Origin of the sequence: Bradyrhizobium ottawaense (genome assembly GCF_900099825.1) — a bacterium.
GTDB lineage: Bacteria > Pseudomonadota > Alphaproteobacteria > Rhizobiales > Xanthobacteraceae > Bradyrhizobium > Bradyrhizobium ottawaense_A.
In genome coordinates this window covers 7,423,810-7,447,977 of sequence record NZ_LT629693.1, presented here as the reverse complement: position 1 = coordinate 7,447,977, position 24,168 = coordinate 7,423,810, and the positions used below count along the sequence as shown (strand labels likewise).

General features: G+C 63.2%; 18 protein-coding genes and 2 tRNA genes. 6 read left to right on the top strand and 14 right to left on the bottom strand.

Translation table 11 applies throughout. The features are described from left to right. The first annotated feature begins 302 nt into the window (after positions 1–302). Together BLR13_RS35140 and pepT are read left to right on the top strand one after the other, a co-directional pair. The gene (locus BLR13_RS35140) at positions 303–602 is read left to right on the top strand and encodes an HU family DNA-binding protein (RefSeq protein WP_074832562.1); all 300 of its coding nucleotides are present in this window, start codon (positions 303–305) and stop codon (positions 600–602) included. 144 nt (positions 603–746) lie between these two features. Then, the gene (pepT, locus tag BLR13_RS35135; protein ID WP_074832559.1) at positions 747–2,003 is read left to right on the top strand and encodes a peptidase T; all 1,257 of its coding nucleotides are present in this window, start codon (positions 747–749) and stop codon (positions 2,001–2,003) included. Between the two features lie 212 nt (positions 2,004–2,215). Here the strand turns inward: pepT and BLR13_RS35130 are convergent, their stop codons facing one another. From BLR13_RS35130 to BLR13_RS35100, 7 genes are all read right to left on the bottom strand, one after another. Continuing rightward, positions 2,216–3,076, bottom strand: a complete 861-nt coding sequence (locus BLR13_RS35130; RefSeq protein ID WP_074832558.1) for a class I SAM-dependent methyltransferase — start codon at positions 3,074–3,076, stop codon at positions 2,216–2,218. 146 nt (positions 3,077–3,222) lie between these two features. Further along, positions 3,223–3,299, bottom strand: a tRNA-Val gene (locus BLR13_RS35125). Positions 3,300–3,404: 105 nt separating this feature from the next. Further along, positions 3,405–5,831, bottom strand: coding sequence for an endopeptidase La (gene lon, locus BLR13_RS35120; protein WP_074832817.1), 2,427 nt, complete (start codon positions 5,829–5,831; stop codon positions 3,405–3,407). Positions 5,832–6,158: 327 nt separating this feature from the next. After that, the gene (gene clpX, locus BLR13_RS35115) at positions 6,159–7,433 is read right to left on the bottom strand and encodes an ATP-dependent Clp protease ATP-binding subunit ClpX (protein WP_044542438.1); all 1,275 of its coding nucleotides are present in this window, start codon (positions 7,431–7,433) and stop codon (positions 6,159–6,161) included. A gap of 427 nt (positions 7,434–7,860) precedes the next feature. Continuing rightward, entirely contained in the window at positions 7,861–8,496 is a 636-nt protein-coding gene (locus tag BLR13_RS35110; RefSeq protein ID WP_074832555.1) for an ATP-dependent Clp protease proteolytic subunit, read from the bottom strand. A gap of 313 nt (positions 8,497–8,809) precedes the next feature. Beyond that, positions 8,810–10,174 (bottom strand): trigger factor, encoded by a 1,365-nt coding sequence (gene tig, locus BLR13_RS35105; protein WP_074832553.1) that lies wholly within the window; start codon positions 10,172–10,174, stop codon positions 8,810–8,812. Positions 10,175–10,336: 162 nt separating this feature from the next. Beyond that, a tRNA-Leu gene (locus BLR13_RS35100) sits at positions 10,337–10,421 on the bottom strand. 204 nt (positions 10,422–10,625) lie between these two features. On the opposite strand from BLR13_RS35100, the gene BLR13_RS35095 reads away from it, so the two are divergent. After that, a complete protein-coding gene (locus BLR13_RS35095) occupies positions 10,626–11,909 on the top strand; it encodes a multicopper oxidase family protein (RefSeq protein ID WP_244525001.1) in 1,284 nt (427 codons plus the stop codon). A 3-nt stretch (positions 11,910–11,912) separates the two neighbouring features. On the opposite strand, the gene BLR13_RS35090 is transcribed toward BLR13_RS35095, so the two are convergent. Then, entirely contained in the window at positions 11,913–13,412 is a 1,500-nt protein-coding gene (locus BLR13_RS35090) for an NAD(P)H-hydrate dehydratase (protein WP_074832550.1), read from the bottom strand. Between the two features lie 357 nt (positions 13,413–13,769). Between BLR13_RS35090 and BLR13_RS35085 the strand changes: the two genes are divergently transcribed. Together BLR13_RS35085 and glnA are read left to right on the top strand one after the other, a co-directional pair. Then, on the top strand, positions 13,770–14,108 hold the full coding sequence (locus tag BLR13_RS35085) for a P-II family nitrogen regulator (protein ID WP_074832548.1): 339 nt from the start codon (positions 13,770–13,772) through the stop codon (positions 14,106–14,108). A gap of 159 nt (positions 14,109–14,267) precedes the next feature. Next, positions 14,268–15,677, top strand: a complete 1,410-nt coding sequence (gene glnA, locus BLR13_RS35080; RefSeq protein ID WP_074832546.1) for a type I glutamate--ammonia ligase — start codon at positions 14,268–14,270, stop codon at positions 15,675–15,677. A 265-nt stretch (positions 15,678–15,942) separates the two neighbouring features. Here glnA and BLR13_RS35075 read toward each other — a convergent pair whose 3' ends face one another. The 6 genes from BLR13_RS35075 to BLR13_RS35050 all read right to left on the bottom strand — a co-directional run bounded on the left by BLR13_RS35075 (position 15,943) and on the right by BLR13_RS35050 (position 22,934). Further along, positions 15,943–16,992 carry a DUF2066 domain-containing protein gene (locus tag BLR13_RS35075; protein WP_244525000.1) on the bottom strand — a complete coding sequence of 350 codons (1,050 nt, stop codon included), beginning with the start codon at positions 16,990–16,992 and terminating at the stop codon, positions 15,943–15,945. A gap of 133 nt (positions 16,993–17,125) precedes the next feature. Next, positions 17,126–17,509 (bottom strand): hypothetical protein, encoded by a 384-nt coding sequence (locus tag BLR13_RS35070; RefSeq protein WP_074832544.1) that lies wholly within the window; start codon positions 17,507–17,509, stop codon positions 17,126–17,128. Between the two features lie 153 nt (positions 17,510–17,662). Beyond that, complete coding sequence (locus tag BLR13_RS35065) at positions 17,663–19,981, bottom strand: hybrid sensor histidine kinase/response regulator (protein WP_074832541.1); 2,319 nt, start codon at positions 19,979–19,981, stop codon at positions 17,663–17,665. A gap of 174 nt (positions 19,982–20,155) precedes the next feature. Then, complete coding sequence (locus tag BLR13_RS35060; RefSeq protein WP_074832538.1) at positions 20,156–21,223, bottom strand: extracellular solute-binding protein; 1,068 nt, start codon at positions 21,221–21,223, stop codon at positions 20,156–20,158. Positions 21,224–21,263: 40 nt separating this feature from the next. Further along, positions 21,264–22,034, bottom strand: coding sequence for a gamma-glutamyl-gamma-aminobutyrate hydrolase family protein (locus BLR13_RS35055; RefSeq protein ID WP_074832533.1), 771 nt, complete (start codon positions 22,032–22,034; stop codon positions 21,264–21,266). Between the two features lie 159 nt (positions 22,035–22,193). Next, entirely contained in the window at positions 22,194–22,934 is a 741-nt protein-coding gene (locus tag BLR13_RS35050; protein WP_244524999.1) for a hypothetical protein, read from the bottom strand. Positions 22,935–23,033: 99 nt separating this feature from the next. Between BLR13_RS35050 and BLR13_RS35045 the strand changes: the two genes are divergently transcribed. Then, the gene (locus BLR13_RS35045; protein ID WP_074832531.1) at positions 23,034–24,167 is read left to right on the top strand and encodes an AI-2E family transporter; all 1,134 of its coding nucleotides are present in this window, start codon (positions 23,034–23,036) and stop codon (positions 24,165–24,167) included. Position 24,168 lies beyond the last annotated feature (1 nt).

Here is a 24,168-nt window from a genome sequence, read left to right as displayed (position 1 = left end):
TTACGTTAGTCAAGGACGTTGCGAATCCCCTTGCCAGATGGGCATTTCTGCGACGCCGATGCAAAAAACGGCTTGTTTTCAGGCAAATCAGCGTAGGCAGCCACCACCCGAATCATTTAAGGCCTGATACGTCTAAGTTTCTTGAAATCTTCGCCGTTCCGCTCGCGTCGGAATCCGGAGGTTCAGGTCTCTGACGGACGCGGTTTTCCGGCGTGGATCACGATCCAGCCCCGCTATCGAGGCGAGGCAGGCTTCGCCCGAAAACCCGAGCTTAAGCCATTAACCAACGAGGAGGGCCAAATATGGCGAAGAAAGCAGCGACTCCAGCCACCGTGACGCTCAAGCATCTGGCCGCGGATATCGCGGAAGAGCACGAACTGTCGAAGAAGGCCGCCGAGGCGATTCTGACCGACATGGTCGGCAGGATCACAAAACACCTGAAGAAGGGCGAGCGCATCCGCATCGTCGGCCTCGGCATCCTCCAGGTCCGCAAGCGCGCCGCCCGCATGGGCCGCAACCCCGCCACCGGCGAAGCGATCCAGATCAAGGCCAGCAAGAAGGTCGCCTTCCGTGCCGCCAAGGAACTCAAGGAAGCCGTCTGATACGGCGTCCCTTCTGATCGGACCTAAAGCGCCATTCCGGCGGGGACCCGGAATGGCGCTTTTCTGTTATAGAGCCATACTCATAGCGCCCGTCTCTAACGTCTCAGTTGTCGGGCTTGGCCCGTTCTCTTCATCCGGATTGTCATGCTGGCTTCTCCCCTCGCCTTTACCCACACCGTGACCGAACGCTTCCTGCGCTATGTCGTGATCGACACCCAGTCCGATCCGGACTCGCCGACCTGCCCTTCCACCGAGAAGCAGAAGAACCTGGGCCGCCTGCTCGCGGCCGAGCTGCAGGCGATCGGGCTCGCCGACGCCCATCTCGATGAGCACGGCTATGTCTACGCGACCATTCCGGCCAACACCGACAAGCGAGTCGCCACAATCTGCTTCTGCTCGCATATGGACACTTCGCCCGATTGTACCGGTGCGAACGTCAAGCCGCAGATCGTAAAGAACTATCGCGGCGGCGATATCGTGCTGCCGGGCGATCCGGCCCAAGTGATACGATCATCGGATCATCCCGCCCTTGCCGACCAGATCGGCAACGACATCATCACGACCGACGGCACCACGCTGCTCGGCGCCGACAACAAGGCCGGCCTCGCCGAGATCATGGACGCGGCGCAGTTCCTGATTGCGAATCCGCAAGTGAAGCATGGCGCCATCAAGATACTCTTCACCCCCGATGAAGAGATCGGCCGCGGCGTCGACAAGGTCAACCTGAAGAAGCTCGGCGCCGATTTCGCCTACACGATGGACGGCGAAACCGCGGGGAATATCGAGGACGAGACTTTTTCGGCCGACGGCGCCACCATCATCATCGAGGGCGTCTCGACCCATCCAGGCTTCGCCAAAGGCAAGATGGAGCACGCGATCAAGATCGCGGCGGCGATCGTCGATCGTCTGCCAAAAGACACCTGCTCGCCCGAGACCACCGAGGGCAAGGAGGGTTTTCTGCATCCGGTTGGTATTTCCGGCGCGCTGGAGCAGGCAACGATCGGCTTCATCGTGCGCGATTTCAACGACGAGGGCCTCAAGCAAAAGGAAACTCTGCTGGAGGACATCGTCAAGACCGTGATGAAGGACTATCCGCGCTCGACCTACCGGATGGAGGTCAAGCCGCAATACCGCAACATGAAGCAGGTGATCGACCGCCACCCCGAGACCGTCGACTACGCGATCGAGGCGATCCACCGCGCCGGCCTCACACCGGTGCGCAGTTCGATCCGCGGCGGCACCGACGGCTCACGGCTGTCGTTCATGGGCCTGCCCTGCCCCAACATCTTCGCCGGCGAGCACGCCTTCCATTCGCGGCTGGAGTGGGTCAGCCGCCAGGACATGGAAAAGGCGGCCGAGACCATCGTGCATCTGGCGATGATCTGGGAAGAGCGGGCTTAAGTCTTCGCCGCCGTTGACGCGCCGGGGATTAACCCCGGATTCGCGGGCACGATCCAGTTCGTAGCCCGGATGAGCGAAACGACATCCGGGATGGCGTTAGAGTGGTCCCGGATATCGCTTCGCTCATCCGGGCTACATGCTACGCGGACGCAAAATTGCGAAAACAACCCCATGCAAAGTAGAACTCCGGCTCGCAAGGCGTCGCACCGGGTTTATCCCGCCCGCGCGGTCACGATCCAGATCGACGCCGGCAGCGGCACCGTGTCGCCCTTGGCGAAGGTCGCCAGCACCTCCCGAACCGAATTGGTGGCGGCAGCGCGGGTCTCCGGCGGATGGCCCTCCAGCGCGCGGCTGGCAGGTCCGATTTCGAACGCGCTCTGTACCGCCGCTTCGAGACCACGTCCGAGCGCGACGTCGAGCGTGAGATTGCACGGCTCCATCGCAATGCCGGCAAAACCGGCCGCGCCGAGGATACGATTGACACGCGCCTCGGAGGCGAACGCAAACGGTCCGGGATCTTCCGGCCCCTGCGGCGGCAGTTTCGGGACGTGCTTGTAGACCGCCTGCAGCGGCGCCATGAAGAACGGGTTTTCGCGCGGCTCGCGCCAGCAGGCGAACGCCAGCCGTCCCGACGGCCGCAGCGCCTTGCGCAAGTTGGTAAATGACAGCGCTGGATCGGCGAAGAACATCACGCCGAACCGCGAGGCCAGCAGATCGAAGCTTTCGGGATCGAACGGATAGACCGTGGCATCCGCCAGCGCGAAATCGACCGGCAAATCCTTCGGCGCACTCTGCCGCGCCCGTTCCAGCATCGGACCGGAGACATCGATGCCGAACACATGACCTGATGGCGCGACCTTGTGCCCGAACGCGATCGTGGTGGCGCCGCTGCCGCAGCCGACGTCGATGACGCGCTCGCCTGTCTTCGGCTTGGCGCGGTCGATCAGAAGATCGGCGATCGGCTTCAGCAGGATATCCTGCGCCGCCTGCCGATCCGCCCAGCGCTGTCCGCCCGGCCCGTTCCAGTAAGCGATCTGGTCGGCGTTCTCTTCGTGGCCTTGAGGGGTGTCCATGTCAAGAAATCCAGCTAGGTGACAGTCCGCCTTCGCTCTTCGAGCTTCCGCCTTCGCTCGTTGAGCTACGGCGGACAGGTCGGCGAGACAGCCTTCGCGCTGTGCGTCTGGCTGGCATGCCCAGCCGAAGCGCACAGCGCGAAGGCTGGTAGGCGGCGACGGATTCGAACCGCCGACCCTCTCGGTGTAAACGAGATGCTCTAACCAGCTGAGCTAGCCGCCCTTGTGCCGACTGTTTAGCCCCGCCCCACCCTTCGGCGCAAGATGGGCCACCTCAACAAAAAAGCGGCGCCCCGGGGGGACGCCGCTTTCGTCAGTTTTGCATCACTCAGTGGGCCGTCAAGCCGCCTGCGGCTTCGTCGCCGCCTTCCGTCTTGACCGGCACCTTGGTGTCCTCTTCCCAGACGATCGCCACCGGAGGGCGCACCAGCGCCTTGTTGACGACGTCGTCGAGCCGGGCGACCGGGATGATGTCCATGCCGCCCTTGATCGCATCGGAAATCTCCGTGAGATCCTTGGCGTTGTCCTCGGGGATGAACACCGTCTTGATGCCGCCGCGGGCCGCAGCCAACAGCTTCTCCTTCAGGCCGCCGATCGGCAGAACCCTGCCGCGCAGCGTGATCTCGCCGGTCATGGCGACATCGTGCCGGACCGGAATGCCGGTCATGACCGAGATGATGGCGGTCGCCATCGCAACACCCGCCGACGGTCCGTCCTTCGGGGTCGCACCCTCGGGGACGTGAACGTGGATGTCGCGGCGGTCGAACAGCGGCGGCTCGATGCCGTAGTTGATCGCCCGCGAGCGGACGTAGGACGCCGCCGCCGAGATCGACTCCTTCATCACGTCGCGCAGGTTGCCCGTCACCGTCATCTTGCCCTTGCCGGGCATCATGACGCCTTCGATGGTCAACAGCTCGCCGCCGACATCGGTCCAGGCTAGGCCGGTCACGATGCCGACCTGAGGCTCGCTCTCGATCTCGCCATAGCGGTACTTCGGCACGCCGAGGAACTCTTCCAGAGTCTTCTCGGTGACCTTGACCGACTTCTTCTTGGAGATCATCAGCTCCTTCACCGCCTTGCGGGCGAGTGTCGACAGCTCACGCTCCAGGTTACGCACACCCGCTTCGCGGGTGTAGCGGCGGATCATCAGCAACAAGGCATCGTCGTCGATCGACCATTCCTTGGAATCGAGGCCATGCTTGGAGATGGCGTTCGGGATCAGGTGCTTGCGCGCGATCTCGACCTTCTCGTTCTCGGTATAGCCGGCGATCCGGATGATCTCCATGCGGTCCATCAAGGGCCCGGGAATATTCAGCGTATTCGCGGTCGTGATGAACATGACGTTCGACAGATCGTAGTCGACCTCCAGATAGTGATCGTTGAAGGTCGAGTTCTGCTCGGGGTCGAGAACCTCGAGCAGCGCCGAGGACGGATCGCCGCGGAAATCGGCGCCCATCTTGTCGATCTCGTCCAGCAGGAACAGCGGGTTCGAGGTCTTGGCCTTGCGCATCGACTGGATGATCTTGCCGGGCATCGAACCGATATAGGTGCGGCGGTGACCGCGGATCTCGGCCTCGTCGCGCACGCCGCCGAGCGAGACGCGCACGAACTCACGGCCGGTCGCCTTCGCGATCGACTTGCCGAGCGAGGTCTTGCCGACGCCGGGAGGCCCGACCAGGCACAGGATCGGTCCGGTCAGCTTGTTGGCGCGGGTCTGCACCGCCAGATACTCGACGATGCGGTCCTTGACCTTCTCGAGCCCGTAGTGGTCGTTGTCCAGCACGGCCTGAGCCGCCTCGAGGTCCTTCTTGACCTTGGACTTCTTGTTCCACGGGATCGACAGCAGCCAGTCGAGATAGTTGCGCACGACGGTCGCTTCCGCGGACATCGGCGACATCTGGCGCAGCTTCTTCAATTCATGCTGCGCCTTGTCCCGCGCTTCCTTGGAAAGCTTGGTCTTGGCAATCTTCTCTTCCAGATCGGCCAGCTCGTCGCGACCTTCGTCGTCGCCGAGCTCCTTCTGGATCGCCTTCATCTGCTCGTTCAGGTAATACTCGCGCTGGGTCTTCTCCATCTGGCGCTTGACGCGCGAGCGGATGCGCTTCTCGACCTGCAGCACCGAGATCTCGCTCTCCATCAGGCCCAGCACCTTCTCCAGGCGCTGCGTCACGGACAACGTTTCCAGGATGCCCTGGCGATCGGCGATCTTGACGGCGAGATGCTGGGCGACCTGATCGCTCAGCTTGGCGAAGTCGGTGATCGCCTGAACCACGCCGACGACTTCGGCGGAGATCTTCTTGTTCAGCTTCACATAGCTTTCGAAGTCGGACACGACCGAGCGCGACAGCGCTTCGGCCTCGACCGAAGTGGCGTCGGTGTCGGCGAGCGCAACCGCGGTCGCTTCATAATATTCGGTGCGGTCGGAATATTTCTCGACGCGCGCGCGCTCGAGGCCTTCGACCAGCACCTTGACGGTGCCGTCGGGCAACTTGAGCAGCTGCAGCACGCTTGCGAGGGTACCGACTTCGTAGATCGAATCCGGATTTGGATCGTCGTCGGAAGCGTTCTTCTGGGTCGCCAGCAGGATCAGCGCGTCGTTCTTCATCACCTCTTCGAGCGCGCGGATCGATTTCTCGCGGCCGACGAACAGGGGCACGATCATGTGCGGAAAAACGACGATGTCGCGGAGCGGCAACACCGGATAGGAGTGGCTTTCGCCGTGAACGATGGTTGGCCGGATTTTCGGGGTCGTCATGGCCTGTTCCTTTTGTTGTGCCCCCTTGGACGCGGTCCGCTTCGCTTGCGCAACCGCCACAAGGTGCCGGGAGGTTCCGGATGATTTGGCAGCTTGCGCCGCCAGCTTCCCCGGATCGTTTCGGTGATGAATCCTGCTTCGAATCTAAAGCACGATTCACGCCACCGACAGCATTAGGTGGCTATCGGGTACGGGGGTGTCAAGTCACGGAAAAATGCCCATCAAACGGGGCGAAACGCGCGAAAATACCTGCGCCACACCGGCCGCCGGAACGTCCGGCAGCCGCGTCAATTGGGGGGTACCCATTCGCGTCAGGCGCTAGCGCGATCAGGCGCTGGCGCTGCTCTCGACCGCACGGTCGGAACGGTCCGCGTAGATGTAGAGCGGACGAGCGGTTCCCTCGACGACTTCGCGCGAGATCACCACTTCCTCGACGCCTTCCAGACCCGGAAGATCGAACATGGTCTCCAGCAGGATGCTCTCGAGGATCGAACGCAGTCCGCGCGCGCCGGTCTTGCGCTCGATCGCCCTGCGGGCAACCGCGCCAAGCGCCTCGTCGGCGAAGGTGAGCTCGATGTTCTCCATCTCGAACAGCCGTTGGTACTGCTTGACCAGCGCGTTCTTCGGATCGGTCAGGATCTTCTTCAGCGAAGCCTCGTCCAGATCTTCCAGCGTCGCGACCACCGGCAGGCGGCCGACGAATTCAGGGATCAGGCCGTACTTCAACAGATCTTCCGGCTCGACGTGACGGAAGATCTCGCCGGTGCGGCGGTCTTCCGGCGCCAGAACCTGCGCTGCGAAACCGATCGAGGTCGAACGGCCGCGCGCGGAGATGATCTTCTCCAGGCCGGAGAAGGCGCCGCCGCAGATGAAGAGAATGTTCGTGGTGTCGACCTGCAGGAACTCCTGCTGCGGATGCTTGCGGCCGCCCTGCGGAGGCACGGAGGCAACGGTGCCTTCCATGATCTTCAGCAGCGCCTGCTGCACGCCCTCGCCCGACACGTCGCGGGTGATCGACGGATTGTCCGACTTGCGGCTGATCTTGTCGATTTCGTCGATATAGACGATGCCGCGCTGCGCGCGCTCGACATTGTAGTCGGCCGACTGCAGCAGCTTCAGGATGATGTTCTCGACGTCCTCGCCGACGTAACCGGCTTCGGTCAGCGTCGTCGCATCCGCCATCGTGAACGGCACATCGAGAATGCGCGCCAGCGTCTGCGCCAGCAGCGTCTTGCCCGAACCGGTCGGACCGATCAGCAGGATGTTCGACTTCGCCAGTTCGACATCGTTGTGCTTGGTCTGGTGATTGAGCCGCTTGTAGTGATTGTGAACGGCGACCGACAGCACCTTCTTGGCATGGCTCTGGCCGATCACGTAGTCGTCCAGAACCTTGCAGATTTCCTTCGGCGTCGGGATGCCGTCGCGCGACTTCACCAGCGAGGACTTGTTCTCCTCACGGATGATGTCCATGCAGAGTTCAACGCATTCGTCGCAGATGAATACGGTGGGACCCGCGATCAGTTTGCGGACTTCGTGCTGGCTCTTGCCACAGAACGAGCAATACAGCGTGTTCTTGGAGTCGCTCGTGCCGACCTTACTCATTCTTATCTCCGTCCGCCGTTCGATCCCGTTGCTCGATCGACCCATTCCGGTACGTGACCGGACCTAATGGGTAGATAGAGCAAATTCCGTACCAGAAAAGACCCTTACTCATTACACCCGTGAGAATCACGGCTTACTCGAATCTCCCGCGATCTTATCTGATCCCCCACAGCCAACCATGCTGACACCCGACTATCAAGAATTCGCTAACCGGGCGCGGATCGGACACCGTGACAATACCGTGATTTTCGGCTTGCGCACGGGTGAAAACCGACAAATTCGTCAAAGCGTTGCGCGATTGCCACGCCGCCAAACCAGCACGAAAGCGGAACTTTCTGCCTGTGCCTGGGCATAGGCAGGCCGCGAGCGGCCGGATTTGCCGGATGCGACTGCGTCGCGGTCAATGCGAACGCCGTCCCCCGCAACCTTACGGGGCTTTGGTGCCAGCCGCTTCCTCGGGCCGCTTGTCGATCACCTTGTCGACAATGCCGAAGTCGCGGGCCATGTCGGCGGTCAGGAACTTGTCGCGCTCCAGCGCATCCTCGATCGCCTTGTAGGTCTGGCCGGTATGCTTCACGTAGATCTCGTTGAGCCGCTTCTTGAGATTCAGGATTTCCTGCGCGTGCAGCATGATGTCGGTGGCCTGGCCCTGGAAGCCGCCGGAGGGCTGGTGCACCATGATCCGCGAGTTCGGCAGCGAGAAGCGCATGTCCTTCGCGCCGGCCGCGAGCAGCAGCGAGCCCATCGAAGCCGCCTGCCCCGTGCACAGCGTCGATACCGGCGGGCGAATGAACTGTATGGTGTCGTAGATCGCCAGGCCCGACGTCACCACGCCGCCCGGCGAGTTGATGTACATCGAGATTTCCTTCTTCGGATTCTCTGCTTCCAGGAACAGAAGCTGCGCGACAACCAGCGTCGACATGCCGTCCTCGACCGGACCGGTCAAGAAGATGATGCGCTCTTTCAGCAGGCGCGAGAAAATGTCGTAGGCGCGTTCGCCGCGGTTGGTCTGCTCGACGACCATCGGCACGAGGTTCATGTAGGTTTCAACGGGATCGCGCATTAGTCACCCCAAGGGTTGGCAAGAGATTTGGCGGGATCGAACATCCACCGGCAAGGAAAGCCAACAGGGCTGGCGCGGTTTGCCGGGCTCGGACGAACGTCCCGTGATGCAGGACTTCTTCGAATTCAGAGCTCACAGATAAGGGCCAATTTCCCGGCGACAAGACCGGGCAATTGCGAGCTGAATTGGACAAGTTCAAGCTGATTCGCAGGCGAAGGCATAGCGACGCAGCTCGCCGCCATGCCGCTTTCGCGGTTCATCCTTAATGCGAACCTGCAACCTGACGTGCCCGGAACGCGCCTGATTGAACCGATCAGGCGGCGCTCTTCTCGGCGTCGTCGTCGTCCTTGAACAGCTCTTCGCGCGAGACCTTCTTTTCGGTCACGTTGGCGAGTTCGAGGATGAAATCGACCACCTTGTCTTCATAAATCGGCGCACGAAGCTGGGCCAGCGCGTTGGCATTGCTGCGATAGTAGTCCCAGACTTCCTTCTCGCGGCCGGGCATCTGGCGTGCCCGCTCGATCACCGCGCGGCTGACTTCGTCGTCGGTCACGGTGATCTTGTTCTTCTCGCCGATCTCCGACAGCACGAGGCCGAGCCGGACCCTGCGGTCGGCGATCTTCTGGTACTCTTCCTTGGCCGCCTCTTCGGTGGTGTTCTCGTCGGCAAAGGTCTTGCCGCTGGATTCCATCTCGGCCTTGATCGAGTTCCACATCAGGTTGAACTCTTCGCCGACCAGCGACGGCGGCGCCTCGAACTTGTGGCTGTCGTCGAGCCGGTCGAGCAACGCCCGCTTGACGCGCTGGCGGGTCGCGCCGGCGAATTCTGCGACCAGACGCTCGCGCGCGGCTTCCTTCAGCTTGTCGAGCGATTCCAGGCCAAGCGTCTTGGCGAACTCGTCGTTGACCTCGGTCTCGCCGGGCGCCTCGATCAGGGTTGCCGTGGTTTCGAACTCGGCGGGCTGGCCGGCAAGCTTCTCGCTGGCGTAGTTCTTGGGGAACGTAACCTTGAGGGTGCGGGTCTCGCCGGAGCCGATGCCAACAAGCTGCTCCTCAAAACCCGGAATGAACTGGCCGGCGCCGATCACGACCGCGATGCCCTCACCGGTGCCGCCATCGAACGGCACGCCGTCGATCGAGCCCTTGAAGCTGATGGTGACGCGGTCGCCGTTCGCGGCTTTGGCACCCTCGGTCTTCGCGGCATAGGGACGGTTCTGTTCGGCGATGCGCTTGATCGCCTCGTCGACCTCGGCGTCGGTCACGTCGACCACCGGCTTCTCGACGGAGAAGGACTTGAAGTCGGCAAGCTGGATCGTCGGCACGACCTCGATCGCGACCGTGTAGGTCAGGTCGGTCTTGCCGGCGAGAAGCTCCTCGACCTCTTTTTGCTCGGTCGGCATCGTGATCTTGGGTTCGGTCGCAAGCTTGAAGCCGCGATCGGTAAAGATCTGCGTGTTGGTGTCGCGAATGGTCTGGTCGATGGTTTCGGCCATGACCGAGCGGCCATACACCTTCTTCAGGTGGCTCACCGGCACCTTGCCGGGGCGGAAGCCGTTGAGCTTAACCTTGTCCTTGAGGTCGACCAGCTTGGCGCCCGCCTTGGCATCGAGATCCGATGCGGGAACGCTGATCTTGAACTCGTGCTTCAATCCCTCGGCGAGGGTTTCGGTGACCTGCATGGTGTCAATCTTCTTCCGCTTGCGCCGGGCCAGATGGCCCTGACAGTGTTCAATCTGGTCGACGCGCAGCCTGATGGCCTGCGCCGGTGGTTCGGCTGACCCTTCCCCAACCGGGAAACAAGCCCTCCAGTATTCGTCATGCAAACGCTTGCATAGAGCGCTTGGTGCGGGCGGAGGGACTCGAACCCCCACAACTTTCGTCACTGGAACCTAAATCCAGCGCGTCTACCAATTCCGCCACGCCCGCGTGATAGCATCCAATCCGGCCGCGATGCCGCGAGCGGCGGGCTTATAACATGCGCCCACCGGTCCGCAGCAAAAAAATGGGTTGTTTTGTCACCGCCGGGGCAAGGCGCCACAGGCTGGACAGACGTTCCCAAAAATGGTCCGCATCGGTCCGATGGCAAGCCCCGAATCCCGCCCAAAACCTTGTTTGGACCGACGCGCGCTGATGGCCGGGTTGGGTGCCGTAGCGCTGGCCCCGCTCTCGCCCATGGCAGGCCTCGCCCAAGGGCTAGCTCAAGGCCGGCCGGCGCTGGCGCTACAGGCCAAGCCCGGCAGCCTCGCGCTGCGCCCGGACGCCACGGCAACGCCAGTCTGGACCCTGCAAGGGCCAGAGCTCGGATTCGGGCGCGGCGAAACGGCCGATATCGCCTTTGCCAACGAACTGCCGATGCCCGCCTTGCTCGACATCCGCGGCCTGGACGGCGTTCCCGCGGCCGAGCCGCTGACCGGCCGCGCACCGCTCGCAGCCGGGGCGAGGGAAACCCTGCAACTGCCTCTGCGGCATGCCGGAACCTTGCTGTGCGGCCTCGGGCTGCTCGGCGATGGCCAGACCCGGCCTTTCCAGGCGCGGGCGCTGGTGGTCCGCGAGAGCCAGCCGGTCGCGGTCGACCGCGACGAGGTGGTCTTGATTGAGGACTGGCGCATCCGCGCCGATGGAACCGCGGTCGCGCCGGGCACGGATCCCGCGGATTCGATGCCGGTGCAGACCGTTAACGGCCGGGCTTCGCTCGATCTCTCAGCCCGAATCAACGAACGGCTCAGGCTTCGCCTGCTCAATGCCTGCCAACGGTCTGTTATTGCGGTCAAACTGGACGGCATCGAGGTTCGCGTCATGGCCCTCGATAGCCAGCCGGCGGAGCCGTTCCAGGCCCGGAACGGCGCGCTGGTGATTGCGCCGGGCGGCAGGGTCGACGTTTTCGTCGACGTCACGGCGGCGGCGGGCACGGTTTGCCCGATTCTGCTCCACGACGGCCGCAGCGCCCGTCCGATCGGCAAACTGACCGTCTCGAACAAACCGCCGTTCCGCGCCGCCCCGCTGCCGGCGGCCCCGCCGCTGCCCTCCAACGGCCTGCCGGCGCAGCTCGACCTCAAGGGCGCCGCGCGGGTCGATCTGGCGCTCGGCGGGCCACCCGCCGAATGGGGACCGCCGGCCAGCTTCTCGAAAAACTCCCCGCCCGCCTTCCGGGCCAAGGCCGGACGCACCGTGGTGCTGGCGCTGACCAACCGCGCCGCGATCGCCACCGTGTTTCATCTGCGCGGCCATCATTTCCGGCTGCTGGACCGGCTCGACGACGGCTGGAAACCGTTCTGGCTGGATACGCTGGCGGTCGAGCCCGGCCAGACCCAGCGCATCGCCTTCTCTGCCGAATACGCCGGACGCTGGCTGATCGAGCAGGTCGCGACCGACTGGGCAGCGCCACGGCTGGTGCGGTGGTGCGATGTCGCGTGAAGTTCAGTAGTCGATCCCGAACGCGTCGTAGAGCCGCCGCAATACCGCCGGCAGCACCTCCGTAAGATCCTCCGCGATCAGGCCGGGTCCCGCTTCGCGCGCGCCCTCGCCGTGCATCCACACACCGATGCAGGCGGCCTCATAGGCCGGCACGCTTTGCGCCAATAACCCCGCGATCATGCCGGCCAGCACGTCGCCGGCGCCGGCGGTGGCAAGCCAGGGCGGCGCGTTGGCCGCGATGCTGGCGCGTCCATCCGGCGAGGCCACCACGGTATCCGGTCCCTTCAACAGCACTACCGCGCCGCAACGCTCCGCGGCGGCCCGCACCCGTTCGAGTTTTGAGCGGTTGGGATGCTTGTTGCTGCTGTCGCTGAACAGCCGCGGAAACTCGCCCTCATGCGGGGTCAAAACCACCTGCGGGTCTTCGCTCGCTTTGATCGATTCAAACAGACGATCCGGCGCTTCGGCAAAACTCGTCAGCGCGTCGGCATCGAGCACCAGGCCGCGCTTCGCCGACAGCGCGGTATGGACGAGATCGCGCGTTCGCGCACCGACGCCGGCGCCCGGCCCGATCACGATGGCATTGAGCCGCTTGTCGTTCAGCATGTCGGCGAATTCGATTGACGTATCGACCGCGCGCACCATCACCGCGGTCAGGGCCGCGGCATTGACGGCCAGCGCCTCGCGCGGCGACGCCACCGTGACCAGCCCGGCGCCTGCCCGCAACGCGCCGCGTGCGGCAAGCCGCGCCGCACCGGTCGACGTGAGATCGCCGGACACCGCGACGGCATGGCCACGGGCATATTTGTGGCCGTCGATCCGTGGCACAGGAAAGAATGCTTGCCAGGCTTCCGGAACGTTCTCGAAGGTCTGCGGCCGGATTTCGTCGAGCACGACGGCATCGATCCCGATATCGGCGACGCGCACATGGCCGCAATGTTTCCGTCCCGGCATCAACAGATGCGCCGGCTTGCGGCGGAAGAAGGTCACGGTCTCCACGGCATCGATCGCGGCGCCCATCACCGCGCCCGACGTGCCGTTGATTCCGCTCGGCAGGTCGACCGCGAGCACCGGCGCGCCGTTGGCGTTAACCGCCTCGATCATCTCGAGTGGATCGCCCTTCACGGGACGATTAAGTCCGGCGCCGAACAGCGCATCGATGATCAGCGCCGGCTTGCCGATCGCCTGCGGGTTGAACGGCAGCACCGGATATTTCCAGCCGCGCGCGGCCAGGGCCGCATCGCCCGAGAGGCTGTCGCGTTCGCATAGCAGAATGACCGAAACGTCCCGGCCGCGCGCCGCGAGTTCAGCCGCCGCGACAAACCCGTCGCCGCCATTGTTGCCGCGACCGGCGACCACCACGATCGGCCCCTCTGCGACCAGATCCATCGCGGCTTCGGCGACGGCCTGGCCTGCGCTCATCATCAGCGCGAAGCCGGGCGTGCCGGCGGCTATCGTCAGCCGGTCGGCGCGCTCCATTTCCGTCGTGGTCAAAACTTCCATGCCGAATCCTCAATCCGATCGCCTTTTCCGGAGGCACACGAGTCAGCTAAAAACAGCCAGTTTTATCGCAGTTGCATACGAATTGACCGCTTTGCCTATTTGCTGAGCTTCGCTATCATGCACCGCTCGGCCTGGGCTCTTCCATTTGCCTGTTAAAAGTCTGATAACGTTCCAAAATCAGGCGCCTTAACAAACTTGGCATAGACCCTGCTTTTGAGGAAGCCGGCGACCGGGCCGGCTCAGAATTGTCGGAGTTCATGACAATTGTGAACTGTTTCCGGTCCTTGCCAGACGGCGCCTCGCGCGACATCGAAACTATCTGCACTCTGTTATTTTGAAATGCCCGGGAGGCGCTCAGTGAAGAAAATCGAAGCCATCATCAAGCCATTCAAGCTCGACGAGGTTAAAGAGGCGCTTCAGGAAGTCGGACTCCAGGGCATCACCGTCACCGAAGCCAAGGGTTTCGGCCGGCAGAAGGGCCACGCTGAACTGTATCGCGGTGCGGAATACATCGTGGACTTCCTGCCGAAGGTAAAAATCGAGATCGTGATTTCGGACGATCTGGTCGAGAAAGCCATCGACGCGATCCGGCGCGCCGCCCAGACCGGCCGCATCGGCGACGGCAAAATCTTCGTCTCCAACATCGAAGAAGCGATCCGGATCAGAACCGGAGAATCCGGGCTGGACGCTATCTAAGCCGGGTGCTATCCCGCATTTTGCGACTTAAAAAGAGAAAAAGGCTGCTTCGGCAGCCTGATTTCGTTTGTGAGATCCAGGCGTTTCAAAATCTAGCCCGTTTCACTCGCGCAGTCTGATGTCGCTGAATTCTGGAAACCGCATCCAAACGAGGTATTCATGAAGACCGCCAAAGACGTCCTCAAATCGATCAAGGACAATGACGTAAAATACGTCGACCTGCGCTTCACCGATCCGCGCGGCAAGTGGCAGCACGTGACTTTCGACATCGGCATGATCGACGAGGAAATCTTTGCCGAAGGCACGATGTTCGACGGCTCGTCGATTGCCGGCTGGAAGGCGATCAACGAATCCGACATGTGCCTGATGCCCGACCCGGTCACCGCGACGATCGATCCGTTCTTCGCCGAAACCACCATGGTCATCACCTGCGACGTGCTGGAGCCGACCACCGGCGAGCCCTACAACCGCGACCCGCGCGGCATGGCCAAGAAGGCCGAGGCGATGGTCAAGTCGATGGGCGTCGGCGACACCGTGTTCGTCGGACCGGAAGCCGAATTCTTCGTATTCGACGACGTGCGCTTCTCCGCCACGCCCTACAACACCGGCTTCAAGCTCGACTCCTCGGAACTGCCGACCAATTCGGACACCGAATATGAAGGCGGCAATCTCGGCCACCGCATCCGCACCAAGAGCGGCTACTTCCCGGTCCCGCCGCAGGACTCGGTGCAGGACATGCGCTCGGAAATGCTCGGCGCCATGGCCAAGATGGGCGTCAAGGTCGAAAAGCATCACCATGAAGTCGCTTCCGCCCAGCACGAGCTCGGCATGAAGTTCGACACTCTGACGCTGATGGCCGACCATATGCAGATCTACAAGTACTGCATCCATCAGGTCGCGCACATCTACGGCAAGACCGCCACCTTCATGCCGAAGCCGGTCTATGGCGACAACGGTTCGGGCATGCATGTTCACCAGTCGATCTGGAAGGACGGCAAGCCGGTATTCGCCGGCAACAAGTATGCCGACCTGTCGGAAACCTGCCTCCACTACATCGGCGGCATCATCAAGCACGCCAAGGCGATCAACGCCTTCACCAACCCGTCGACCAACTCCTACAAGCGTCTGGTCCCCGGCTATGAAGCCCCGGTGCTGCTCGCCTACTCCGCGCGCAACCGTTCGGCTTCCTGCCGCATTCCCTACACCTCGAATCCGAAGGCCAAGCGCGTCGAAGTCCGCTTCCCCGATCCGATGGCCAATCCCTATCTCGGCTTCGCCGCGATGCTGATGGCCGGCCTCGACGGCATCAAGAACAAGATCGATCCGGGTCCGGCGATGGACAAGGATCTCTACGATCTGCCGAAGGAAGAACTGAAGCAGATCCCGACCGTGTGCGGCAGCTTGCGCGAAGCGCTGGAAAATCTCGACAAGGACCGCGGCTTCCTCAAGAACGGCGGCGTGTTCGACGACGACTTCATCGACGCTTACATCGAGCTGAAGATGACCGAAGTCGAGCGCTACGAGATGACCCCGCACCCGGTCGAATTCGACATGTACTATTCGCTGTAGCGGCGAAACCCGTCCTGCGGAAACTGCCAAAGGCGCCCCTCGCGGGGCGCCTTTCTCGTTGTGGCAAGCTACCGTATGCCTCGTCACATGGTTGCCGACAGGCCGAGATGAAGCGACCAAATCCAGGCGAGCGGTCGCTTCTGGCGCGGAGCGGACATTCGGCACACTGACTATGTCAGCGAAGAGCCAGCTCCGGACTTATGCACCGCAGCAAACTGCATCTTTATTCGATGACCTCGTCAGCGCGCCCCGGCAGTCTGTCCGCCTATCCTGGATCGCCGTTGCCTGAGAGGATTTGGGCCGCGCCGCCGATGCCGCGTCGGAAGGCCTCATCAAACGTAACGCGGCGAAGCTGCCATCGGTGCGTCCGGCCATGCCGGTCCATCCGCCACTCCGTGGCCCATCCGAGCTCTGAGTCGTCCCACTTTAGCCGCCCGACCAGGATGACTTCGCCACCCTGCTCGGCCGCCAAGGACGCCAATCTGCGGGGTGGCGTCGTCAAGAGCTCCACAGCATTGATGTTTGCTTTCGCCAATGCTGCGACATCAGGCAGCATGATCGTCATACCCCACTTTAAGGCCGCGGCGAGCAGGGAGTCACGTTGCAGGTCGGACTGTTTTGCATCTGACGTGGCGATGTATTGCCTTGAGCCCTGCTCCATCTCGACAAAAACGGCAAGGACCGGGCGGCGCGAATGCCAGGGCTTGAGGCCGAGTGACTTAAGAATGTCGTCGATCTTCCTGTCTTCGAAGTCGACAACCAAATCGTACGGCCGATCGCGGGTGCCCTGCTCATCGCGCTTCGGTGTGCCGGACATCTGGTCGTGGTAGCTAAAGCCGCTTACGAAATCAGCCGAGCGCGATTTGTACACGCCCAATCGAGGATCGCCTGCGAGCTTCAGCGCGCCGGACACCTTGATGAGAACGTCCTCGAGACAAGCGGCGAAGCCGATGATGCGGTTGGCCTCGCCCTGGCCCGTCACGATTGCCTGCGCGCGATAGAGGTTGCCCGCCGCGACGGGAAGCGTGCCGGCCCGGCACGCCAGCGCAGCAATCAGCGATATCGTGATGATGAGGGTGGCCACAACTGGGCCGATCAAGTGCCGCAGGCGCTTTGCCAACCGCCGAGTAAGCACAATCACGTCCCGATTCCCCGGTCTCAACGAAACGGCCGTTCCGGCAGCAGGATCAAGCCCAGACAGTGTACTCATCAGAGCACTCTCATAGCGGCGCGACGACGAACATCGCGAAAGGTCCAGGCAAGACGTTCGCGCCGCGACTTCCATCACCGCCTGCACCAGTTCCTCGATCGCCATCTTAAATGAAGGCACGCCGATAGCGGCAACAGAAATTGACTTCTTTTGCGGGTCAAAGTGAGAAGTCCGGGCTTGCAACTGGCGGATGGCCGCTGTCGCCCCATCGACGCGGCTCCCGCAGGAAATGGAGTCGTCAGCTCCCGCCGTGCTTGGCTGCGACAAATTGGCACGACGGGCAAAATTTCGCTTCCGCCGTCGGCCAAATCAGTCGTTTAACTTCGCCCGTCTCATCCAAATGAGGGGCGAGCGCGATCGTCACGAACGTGCGGTGGGATGCGGTGGACGCGGCAGCGCGAGAGACGAGCGCACTGCTGCGTACGGTGAAGTGGTGTGGGCCTGACGCCCCGGTGCTGGCGTCAAGTGAGTGGAAGCGAAAGTTTTCGCAGATGACGGTGGCAAGAAAGCCGATCACCGGGGCGAGCACGAAGTAAGCCGTAAAGCCATTACGCGGGGAAGGCCGGAGTGTTTCCGCTGCACCTGTATGCTCGTGTGCATTCTTGCAAAACTTCGGGCGCATCGCGCCGCGAGAATGCGAAATCGTATCTATCCTCCGTCATTGCGAGCGAAGCGAAGCAATCCATGGCTACAACGAACATGGATTGCTTCGTCGCTATCGCTCCTCGCAATGACGAAGAAAGGCAACGTGATTGCTTCGGACTCCTCGCACCGGTCACCCCTTCGGCGGATTCTCCTTCAGGAAACCCTCGACATCGGCCAGCACGGAATACGGCATCGGGATCGGATCGCCGACATGGTCGATCGGCCGATCGAGGCTGAGGCGCACCATCCGCGCCAGATCCGCCTTGCGATACGGCTTGGCGAGCAGCAGCACACCCTCGCCGACGCCGCCGTTCGAACTGAGAACCCCAAACGTGTTGCCGGAGGTGTAGAGCACCCGGAGCGGCCGCCGCAATCCGGCGACTTTCTCCGCCAACTGCCGGCCGTTCATGTTGCCGGGCATTACGATGTCGGTGAACAGAAGATCGAACGCGGTTCCGGCGTTGACGAGTGCGAGGGCTTCGGCCGCGTTCGGCGCCGATATCACGGTATAACCGAGACTCCGGAGGCGAACCGTCACGAGGTCCCTCACGAAATCGTCGTCCTCGACGCACAGGATCGTCTCGTTGCCGCCGTGCATCTCTTCATCGCCGGCTGCCGCCATCTGCGGCGAAGGACCGTTGTGGGCCTTCGGAAGATAGATCCGGAAGGTAGCGCCCTTCCCCTCCTCGCTGAAGACCACGATGTTGCCGGCGGATTGCTTGGCGAATCCAAACACCATGCTCAGCCCGAGCCCGGAGCCGGTCCCGAACTGCTTGGTGGAAAAGAACGGCTCGAAAATCCTGCCGCGGATCGCGGCCGGAATGCCGGCGCCGGTATCGGCAACCTCGATGACGACGTAGTCGCCGGCGCCGAGCCCGTTCGCCGCCGCCTCGTGTGGGTCGAAGCTGACATTGTTGGTCCGCAACACCAGCCTGCCTCCGTCAGGCATGGCGTCCCGCCCGTTGATCGCGAGATTGACCAGCGCCGAACTCAACTGGCTGCGATCGACCAAAGCCGGCCATCCCGGCTCACCGAATACCGTCTCGATCTCGATCTGCCGGCCGAGCGTCGGCAACAGCAACTTCACGACTTCCTCGACCAGCGCGTTGACGTCGGTCTTGAGCGGTCGCAGCGGCTGCTTCCTGGCGAACGCCAGCAAATTGGCGGTGAGCTGGGCGGCGCGGTTGGCCGCGTCGTCGATCATCTTGACGATCCCGGCAAGCGCGGGATTGTCCTGGACGCCCTCGGCAAGGATCTCGATCGTGCCTGTGATCACGGTCAGCATGTTGTTGAAGTCGTGGGCGATGCCGCCGGTCAATTGCCCAACGGAGTCCATCTTCTGCGCCTGGAAAAGCTGTTCCTCCGCCGCGCGCTTAGCGGTAATGTCCCGCACGAACGCGTTGACGATGAAACGATCGCCGCGACGCAACGCAGTCAGCGACACCTCGGCAAAGAATTCGTGGCCGTCCTTGTGCCGCAGGGCCGTTTCGTACCGGCCGCCGGTGGCGTCGGCCGAAGCCTCGCTCAGGAACCGGTCGACCCATTGCCGGTGCACCGCGCGCTGCGGTTCCGGAAAGATCAGTTCTTCCACGCCGACGCCGATCGCCTCGGCGCGTGTCCATCCCATCAACGCCTCGGCGTGCGGGCTCCAGTCGAGGATCACGCAGGAATCATCGGTCTGGACAAAGGCATCGAGCGCGCTATCGACGATGGATTGCGCCATCTGCTCGCTGTCGATCAGCGCCTGGTAAGCCCGCTTCTGCTCTGTCACGTTGCGGACAACGGCGACCGCCCCGCACAGCACACCGGCCTCGTCCCGCAACGGACGCGCCGACGCCGCGACATTCTCCCTGACACCGGTCGCCCTGGCCTCGACGACGAATTCCATATCGTCGATGTCCTCGCCGCGCAGCGCGCGCATCAGCGGCGAGCTCGATGCCGGCGCGCGCGTCACACCGTCAGACAGGAGATATCTGAACGGCGTCGATTGAATATCGATCGAAAGATCGACCCCGAGCAGCCGTTTGGCGGCGGCGTTGGCGATCACGATCCTTCCATCCGCATCGATCACCAACACGGCGTCGCTGATGCTCTGCACGGTATGTTCGAGCAGCGCCTGGCGCGCCCTGAGCTGCGTGAACACGTCGGCGAGAACCGCGATCTCGCTGACGCCCTGCATCGGCATCAATTCGCCGCGCGCGAGCGCTGTTGCTGCGCCGGTTATCCGAAGCAGCGGTCCGGACAGGGATTGCGCGAGGCCTGCGGCCAGCACCAACGCCAGCAGCACGGCGGCCGCGCCGCCGGTCAGCACCGCGTGGCCGATGGCAGCCGCCACGCCGTGCGGGGCCGCGGCCGCTGCGAGAAAATAATAGGTGAACGCACCCACGATGCAGGCCGTTACCACGGCCAGCAATACCATCGCGAGCGCGAGGCGGCTTGATAACGTCATAGCCTCCACCCGACACAACATGATGGATGAGCACGCGGTTTGCGGCCGATCTCGGCGCCGCAAGCGCGTCTCCCGTTGCTTAGCCGAGTTCCGGGCTATGATCCCGTGATTTACATCCCGTAGAATTACGGGGAGCCTTGGTCCCGGCGCCTGCCGGCCTCCTGATCCGCCGACCTAAACGCCGAAGATCTTGCTGTAGCGCGCCTTGATCTCCTCGCTCTGCGCCTGCACCGCGGCCGGATCGGCCTTGAGCAGTTTCAGGTTGGCCAGCGGGACATGCTCGCCCTTCTCCTTCACGTGGGCGTGGAACGAGCGATGCGCAAAGACGTCCACCAGCATCTGCTGGGTCTCGGCGCTGAAGAAGAAGCTCTGGAACAGCCTTGCGGCGTTCGGATTGGGCGCACCGCGGAAGACGCCGGAGGGAACGATGATCAGCGGCGATCCCTCGGTCGGATAGACCACTTCGACCGGCTTGCCCTGGTCCTTCAGCAGCACCAAATTGTAGTCGTTGCCGTCGGCCATCACCGCGCGCTCGCCGAGCAGGATCTTCTTCGGCGGATCGGCGGCCGACTGCACCTGCATGACCTTCTGGCGCGCCAGCTTCTCCAGATAGGGCCAGCCGAGGTCGCGCGCCAGCACGAAGGTCGTGGTCAGGATGGCGCCGCTGTAGCCGGGATGCGCCTTGACGATCTTGCCCTGCCATTTCGGATCGAGCAGATCGGCATAGCTCTTCGGCGCATCCTCGCGCTTAACAAGGTTGGTGTTGTAACCGATCGCTTCCAGCCAGGCGCAGGAGGTCGCATACATGCCGTCGGGATCGACCTGATCCGCCGGAAAATGTTTCGCGACATCATCGGGGAGATAAGGCGCCAGCCAGCCGTTCTTCTTCCATTCGAGATAATGCGCGGGGTCGGTCGAGTTGGCGACGTCGACGGCGTTGATCCCGCTGCCCTGTTCCTGTGCGATGCGCTGGAAAATCCGTTCGGCGCCGGAACGTTCCACGCGCACGGTGATGCCCGGATATTTCGCCTCGAAAGTCCGCGCCAGACGCTCGGCGGTGTTGAGTTCGAGCGCGCTGTAGAACGACAGCTTGCCCTCCTTCTTCGCCGCCTCGACCATGGCTGATGTCACCGCGGTCGGCGGCGGCGCTGCGGCCTTCGATGGCGCGGCGAACATCATGCCGGCCGCCGACGCGGTCCCCGCCACGAGCAAATCGCGCCTCGACCATTTGCGGTCCCGCATCGCATCCTCCCGTTATGACGCGACCGGTTGCTCCGGCCGCCTAGCTCGCCCGCCGATGCGCCTTGAGCGCGTCGCCGAACGCCTCGAACAGCGCGCGGTTGATCGGATTGCGCTGCGGGTCGTACTCCGCATGCCACTGCACGCCGAGCGCAAAGCCCGGCGCATCGGCGATCCGGATCGCTTCGATGGTGCCGTCTTCGGCGACGCCTTCGATCACGACGCGCTTGCCGGGATCGAGAATGCCCTGCCCGTGCAGCGAATTCACGCGAATGGTCTCGCAGCCGAGGATAGCGGCAAAGGCGCCGCCCGGCGTCAGCCTGACGTCATGGCGGTCGGCGAACACCACCGCCTGATCGGGATGAATTTCGCCGTTTTCGAGTCTCGGCATGCGATGGTTCATGCGGCCGGGGATCTCGCGAATTTCCGGATGCAGCGAGCCGCCGAAGGCGACATTCATTTCCTGCAGGCCGCGGCAGATTCCGAAGATCGGCACCCCGCGGGCGACGCAGGCTTCCGCCAGCGCCAGCGCGACGTCGTCACGGTGCTCGTCGTAGGGTTCGTGCTTCTCGTGCGGTTCGGTCTTGAAGCGCGTCGGATGGACGTTGGCGCGGGCGCCGGTCAGTACGATGCCGTCGACCACGTCGAGCAAGGCGCCGACATCGGTAATTTCGGGCGAACCGGCAAACATCAGCGGCAGCGCGCCCGACACGTCGGCGACCGCGCGCAGGTTGCGTTCTCCGACCATCTGCGTCGCGAAACGATTTTCGACGCGATGCGCGTTCCCGATCACCCCGACCACGGGCCGTCTCATCGCCAAAATTCCGCTGTCATCGTCCTGTGCAAGGATCTTCTACGTTGGGCCAAGATTCCAGCCGATCATGCCTGCGAGATCGTGCCGGATCAACATGTTATGGCCGCTACCCACGCTTCACAGGTGCGCGAGAATGCCGGCCCTCCGCGGCCCGTTCGGCTACTTGCGCGTGAAGGCCTCTTTGGCGTCAATCGCCTCGACGCCGGGCAAACCCGCCGCGCGCAGCGCCGTGGCGGCGGGATTGTCGGGTCCATTCAGCCACGGCAGCTTCGCCGCAATACCGCGCGTGACCGGCTCGCCGAGCGCGCCGCCGAAGTCGAGCGGCCAGAATCCGTTCGGAACCACTTCGGCGGTGATTTCCCCGAGGCGATAGCCGTTTCCGAGCACAGCCGCCAAATCATCGGGCAACACCGCCCGTGCAGTGCCGGGATTGGCCGGATCGGCGAAACTCACCAGCACCGGAATCAGCGCGCCCTTCACGGGAACCGTACCGGTCAGCCGGTTCATCTCGTTGAACGACACACGCTTGCCGCCGCCAGCGCCATAGGCGCGGAGCGCCACGTAGTTGGTGCCGTCGAGATCGAGCTTGCCGTCGAGATGCGCCAGCAGGGCAACGAGATTCTTGCCGCCGCCGAGGTCGACGAAAACGGCGTCGCCCACGGTGCGCGTATGGCCGCCGCGGCTGTAGCCGCGGTCGGGATGGACCGCCAGCACGCCGGATGCCGATTTGCGGCCCTGGGGGGTCTCGACCTCGACGGTCAGGCGATATTTATGGCTGGGACGGTTGATCCTGATCTGGTCGCCAATAAAGAGTGCCGCCAACAGCACGATCGGCCCGACCCATTTGAAATTCATCGTGTCCTCGAGCCCGCCGCATCGGATGGATGCATCGATTGACATACCGGACCCACCAGCGTCAAACCGGCGCGCTCGCACTGGCTTGATCCCGGCCACGTTTGTCGAAAGACTGGCGCACGATCATTCTGCAAAGGAATCAACGTGACAGGACCGGCTGACGATCGCCTTCAGGCCCGCAGCGATCTGGCGTGGGCAATATCGGTCGGCGGCATCGGCGTCGTGCTGTTCGCCGCGTTGCTGCTGTTCACCTGGACTTTCGCCGCGACCCTGTTCCTGATTTTTGCCGGCATGCTGCTCGGCGTCGCCCTGAACGCCATGACCAACCTGCTCGGGCGCGTCGTCGGGCTGGCGCATTCGCTGCGGCTCGCGATCGTCTGCCTGGTCCTCGCCGGGATGCTGTCGGGCGTCGTCTTCCTCGGCGGCGCCACCATCGCCCAGCAGGCGAAGGTGTTGAGCAATACGATCAAATCGCAATTGGTGACCGTCAAGGCGTTCCTCGAAAAGAACGGCATCGACACCAGCTACCTCGATTTCGGCAACGCGGCGGCAGCACCGGCATCGGATTCGACGACAACGACGACGCCGGCCCCGGCCCCGACCCATAACCTGCCAAGCGCCGGCACGCTCGCCTCCAGCGGCGGCGCCATCGTCAGCCAGACCCTCAAGGTGCTGCTCGGCACCGTCAGCGCGGTCGGCAACTTCTTTATCGTGCTGTTCCTGGGGCTGGCCTTCGCAGCGCAGCCCGGCGTCTATCGCGCCGGATTATTGTTCATGGCGCCCGCCAAACATCGCGCGCGCGCCACCGTGATCATCGACCGCATCGGCGAGACGCTGGAGCGCTGGCTGATCGCACAGATCGTCACCATGGCCGCGGTGTTCCTCGTGACCTGGATCGGCCTTGCCGTCATCGGCATCCAGAGCTCGTTCATCCTGGGCATCCAGGCCGGCCTGCTCGCGTTCATTCCGACCGTCGGCGCCATCATGGCCGGGCTGATCGTGGTGCTCGCGAGCCTCGCCTCGGGATGGGTCGCCGCGTTGAGCGCCTTCATCCTGTTCCTTGGCGTGCATGCCATGGAAAGCTACGTGTTGACGCCGATCATCCAGCGCCAGGCGCTCGATATTCCGCCGGCCACGCTGTTTGCGTTCCAGATCCTGCTCGGCGTCGTGTTCGGCATCTGGGGGCTGGCGCTGGCCCTGCCCCTGATGGCGATCGCCAAGGTCATGATCGACCATTTCAAGGCGGAAGGCGCCGCGCCGCAGGCAGCGGCGGCCTGAC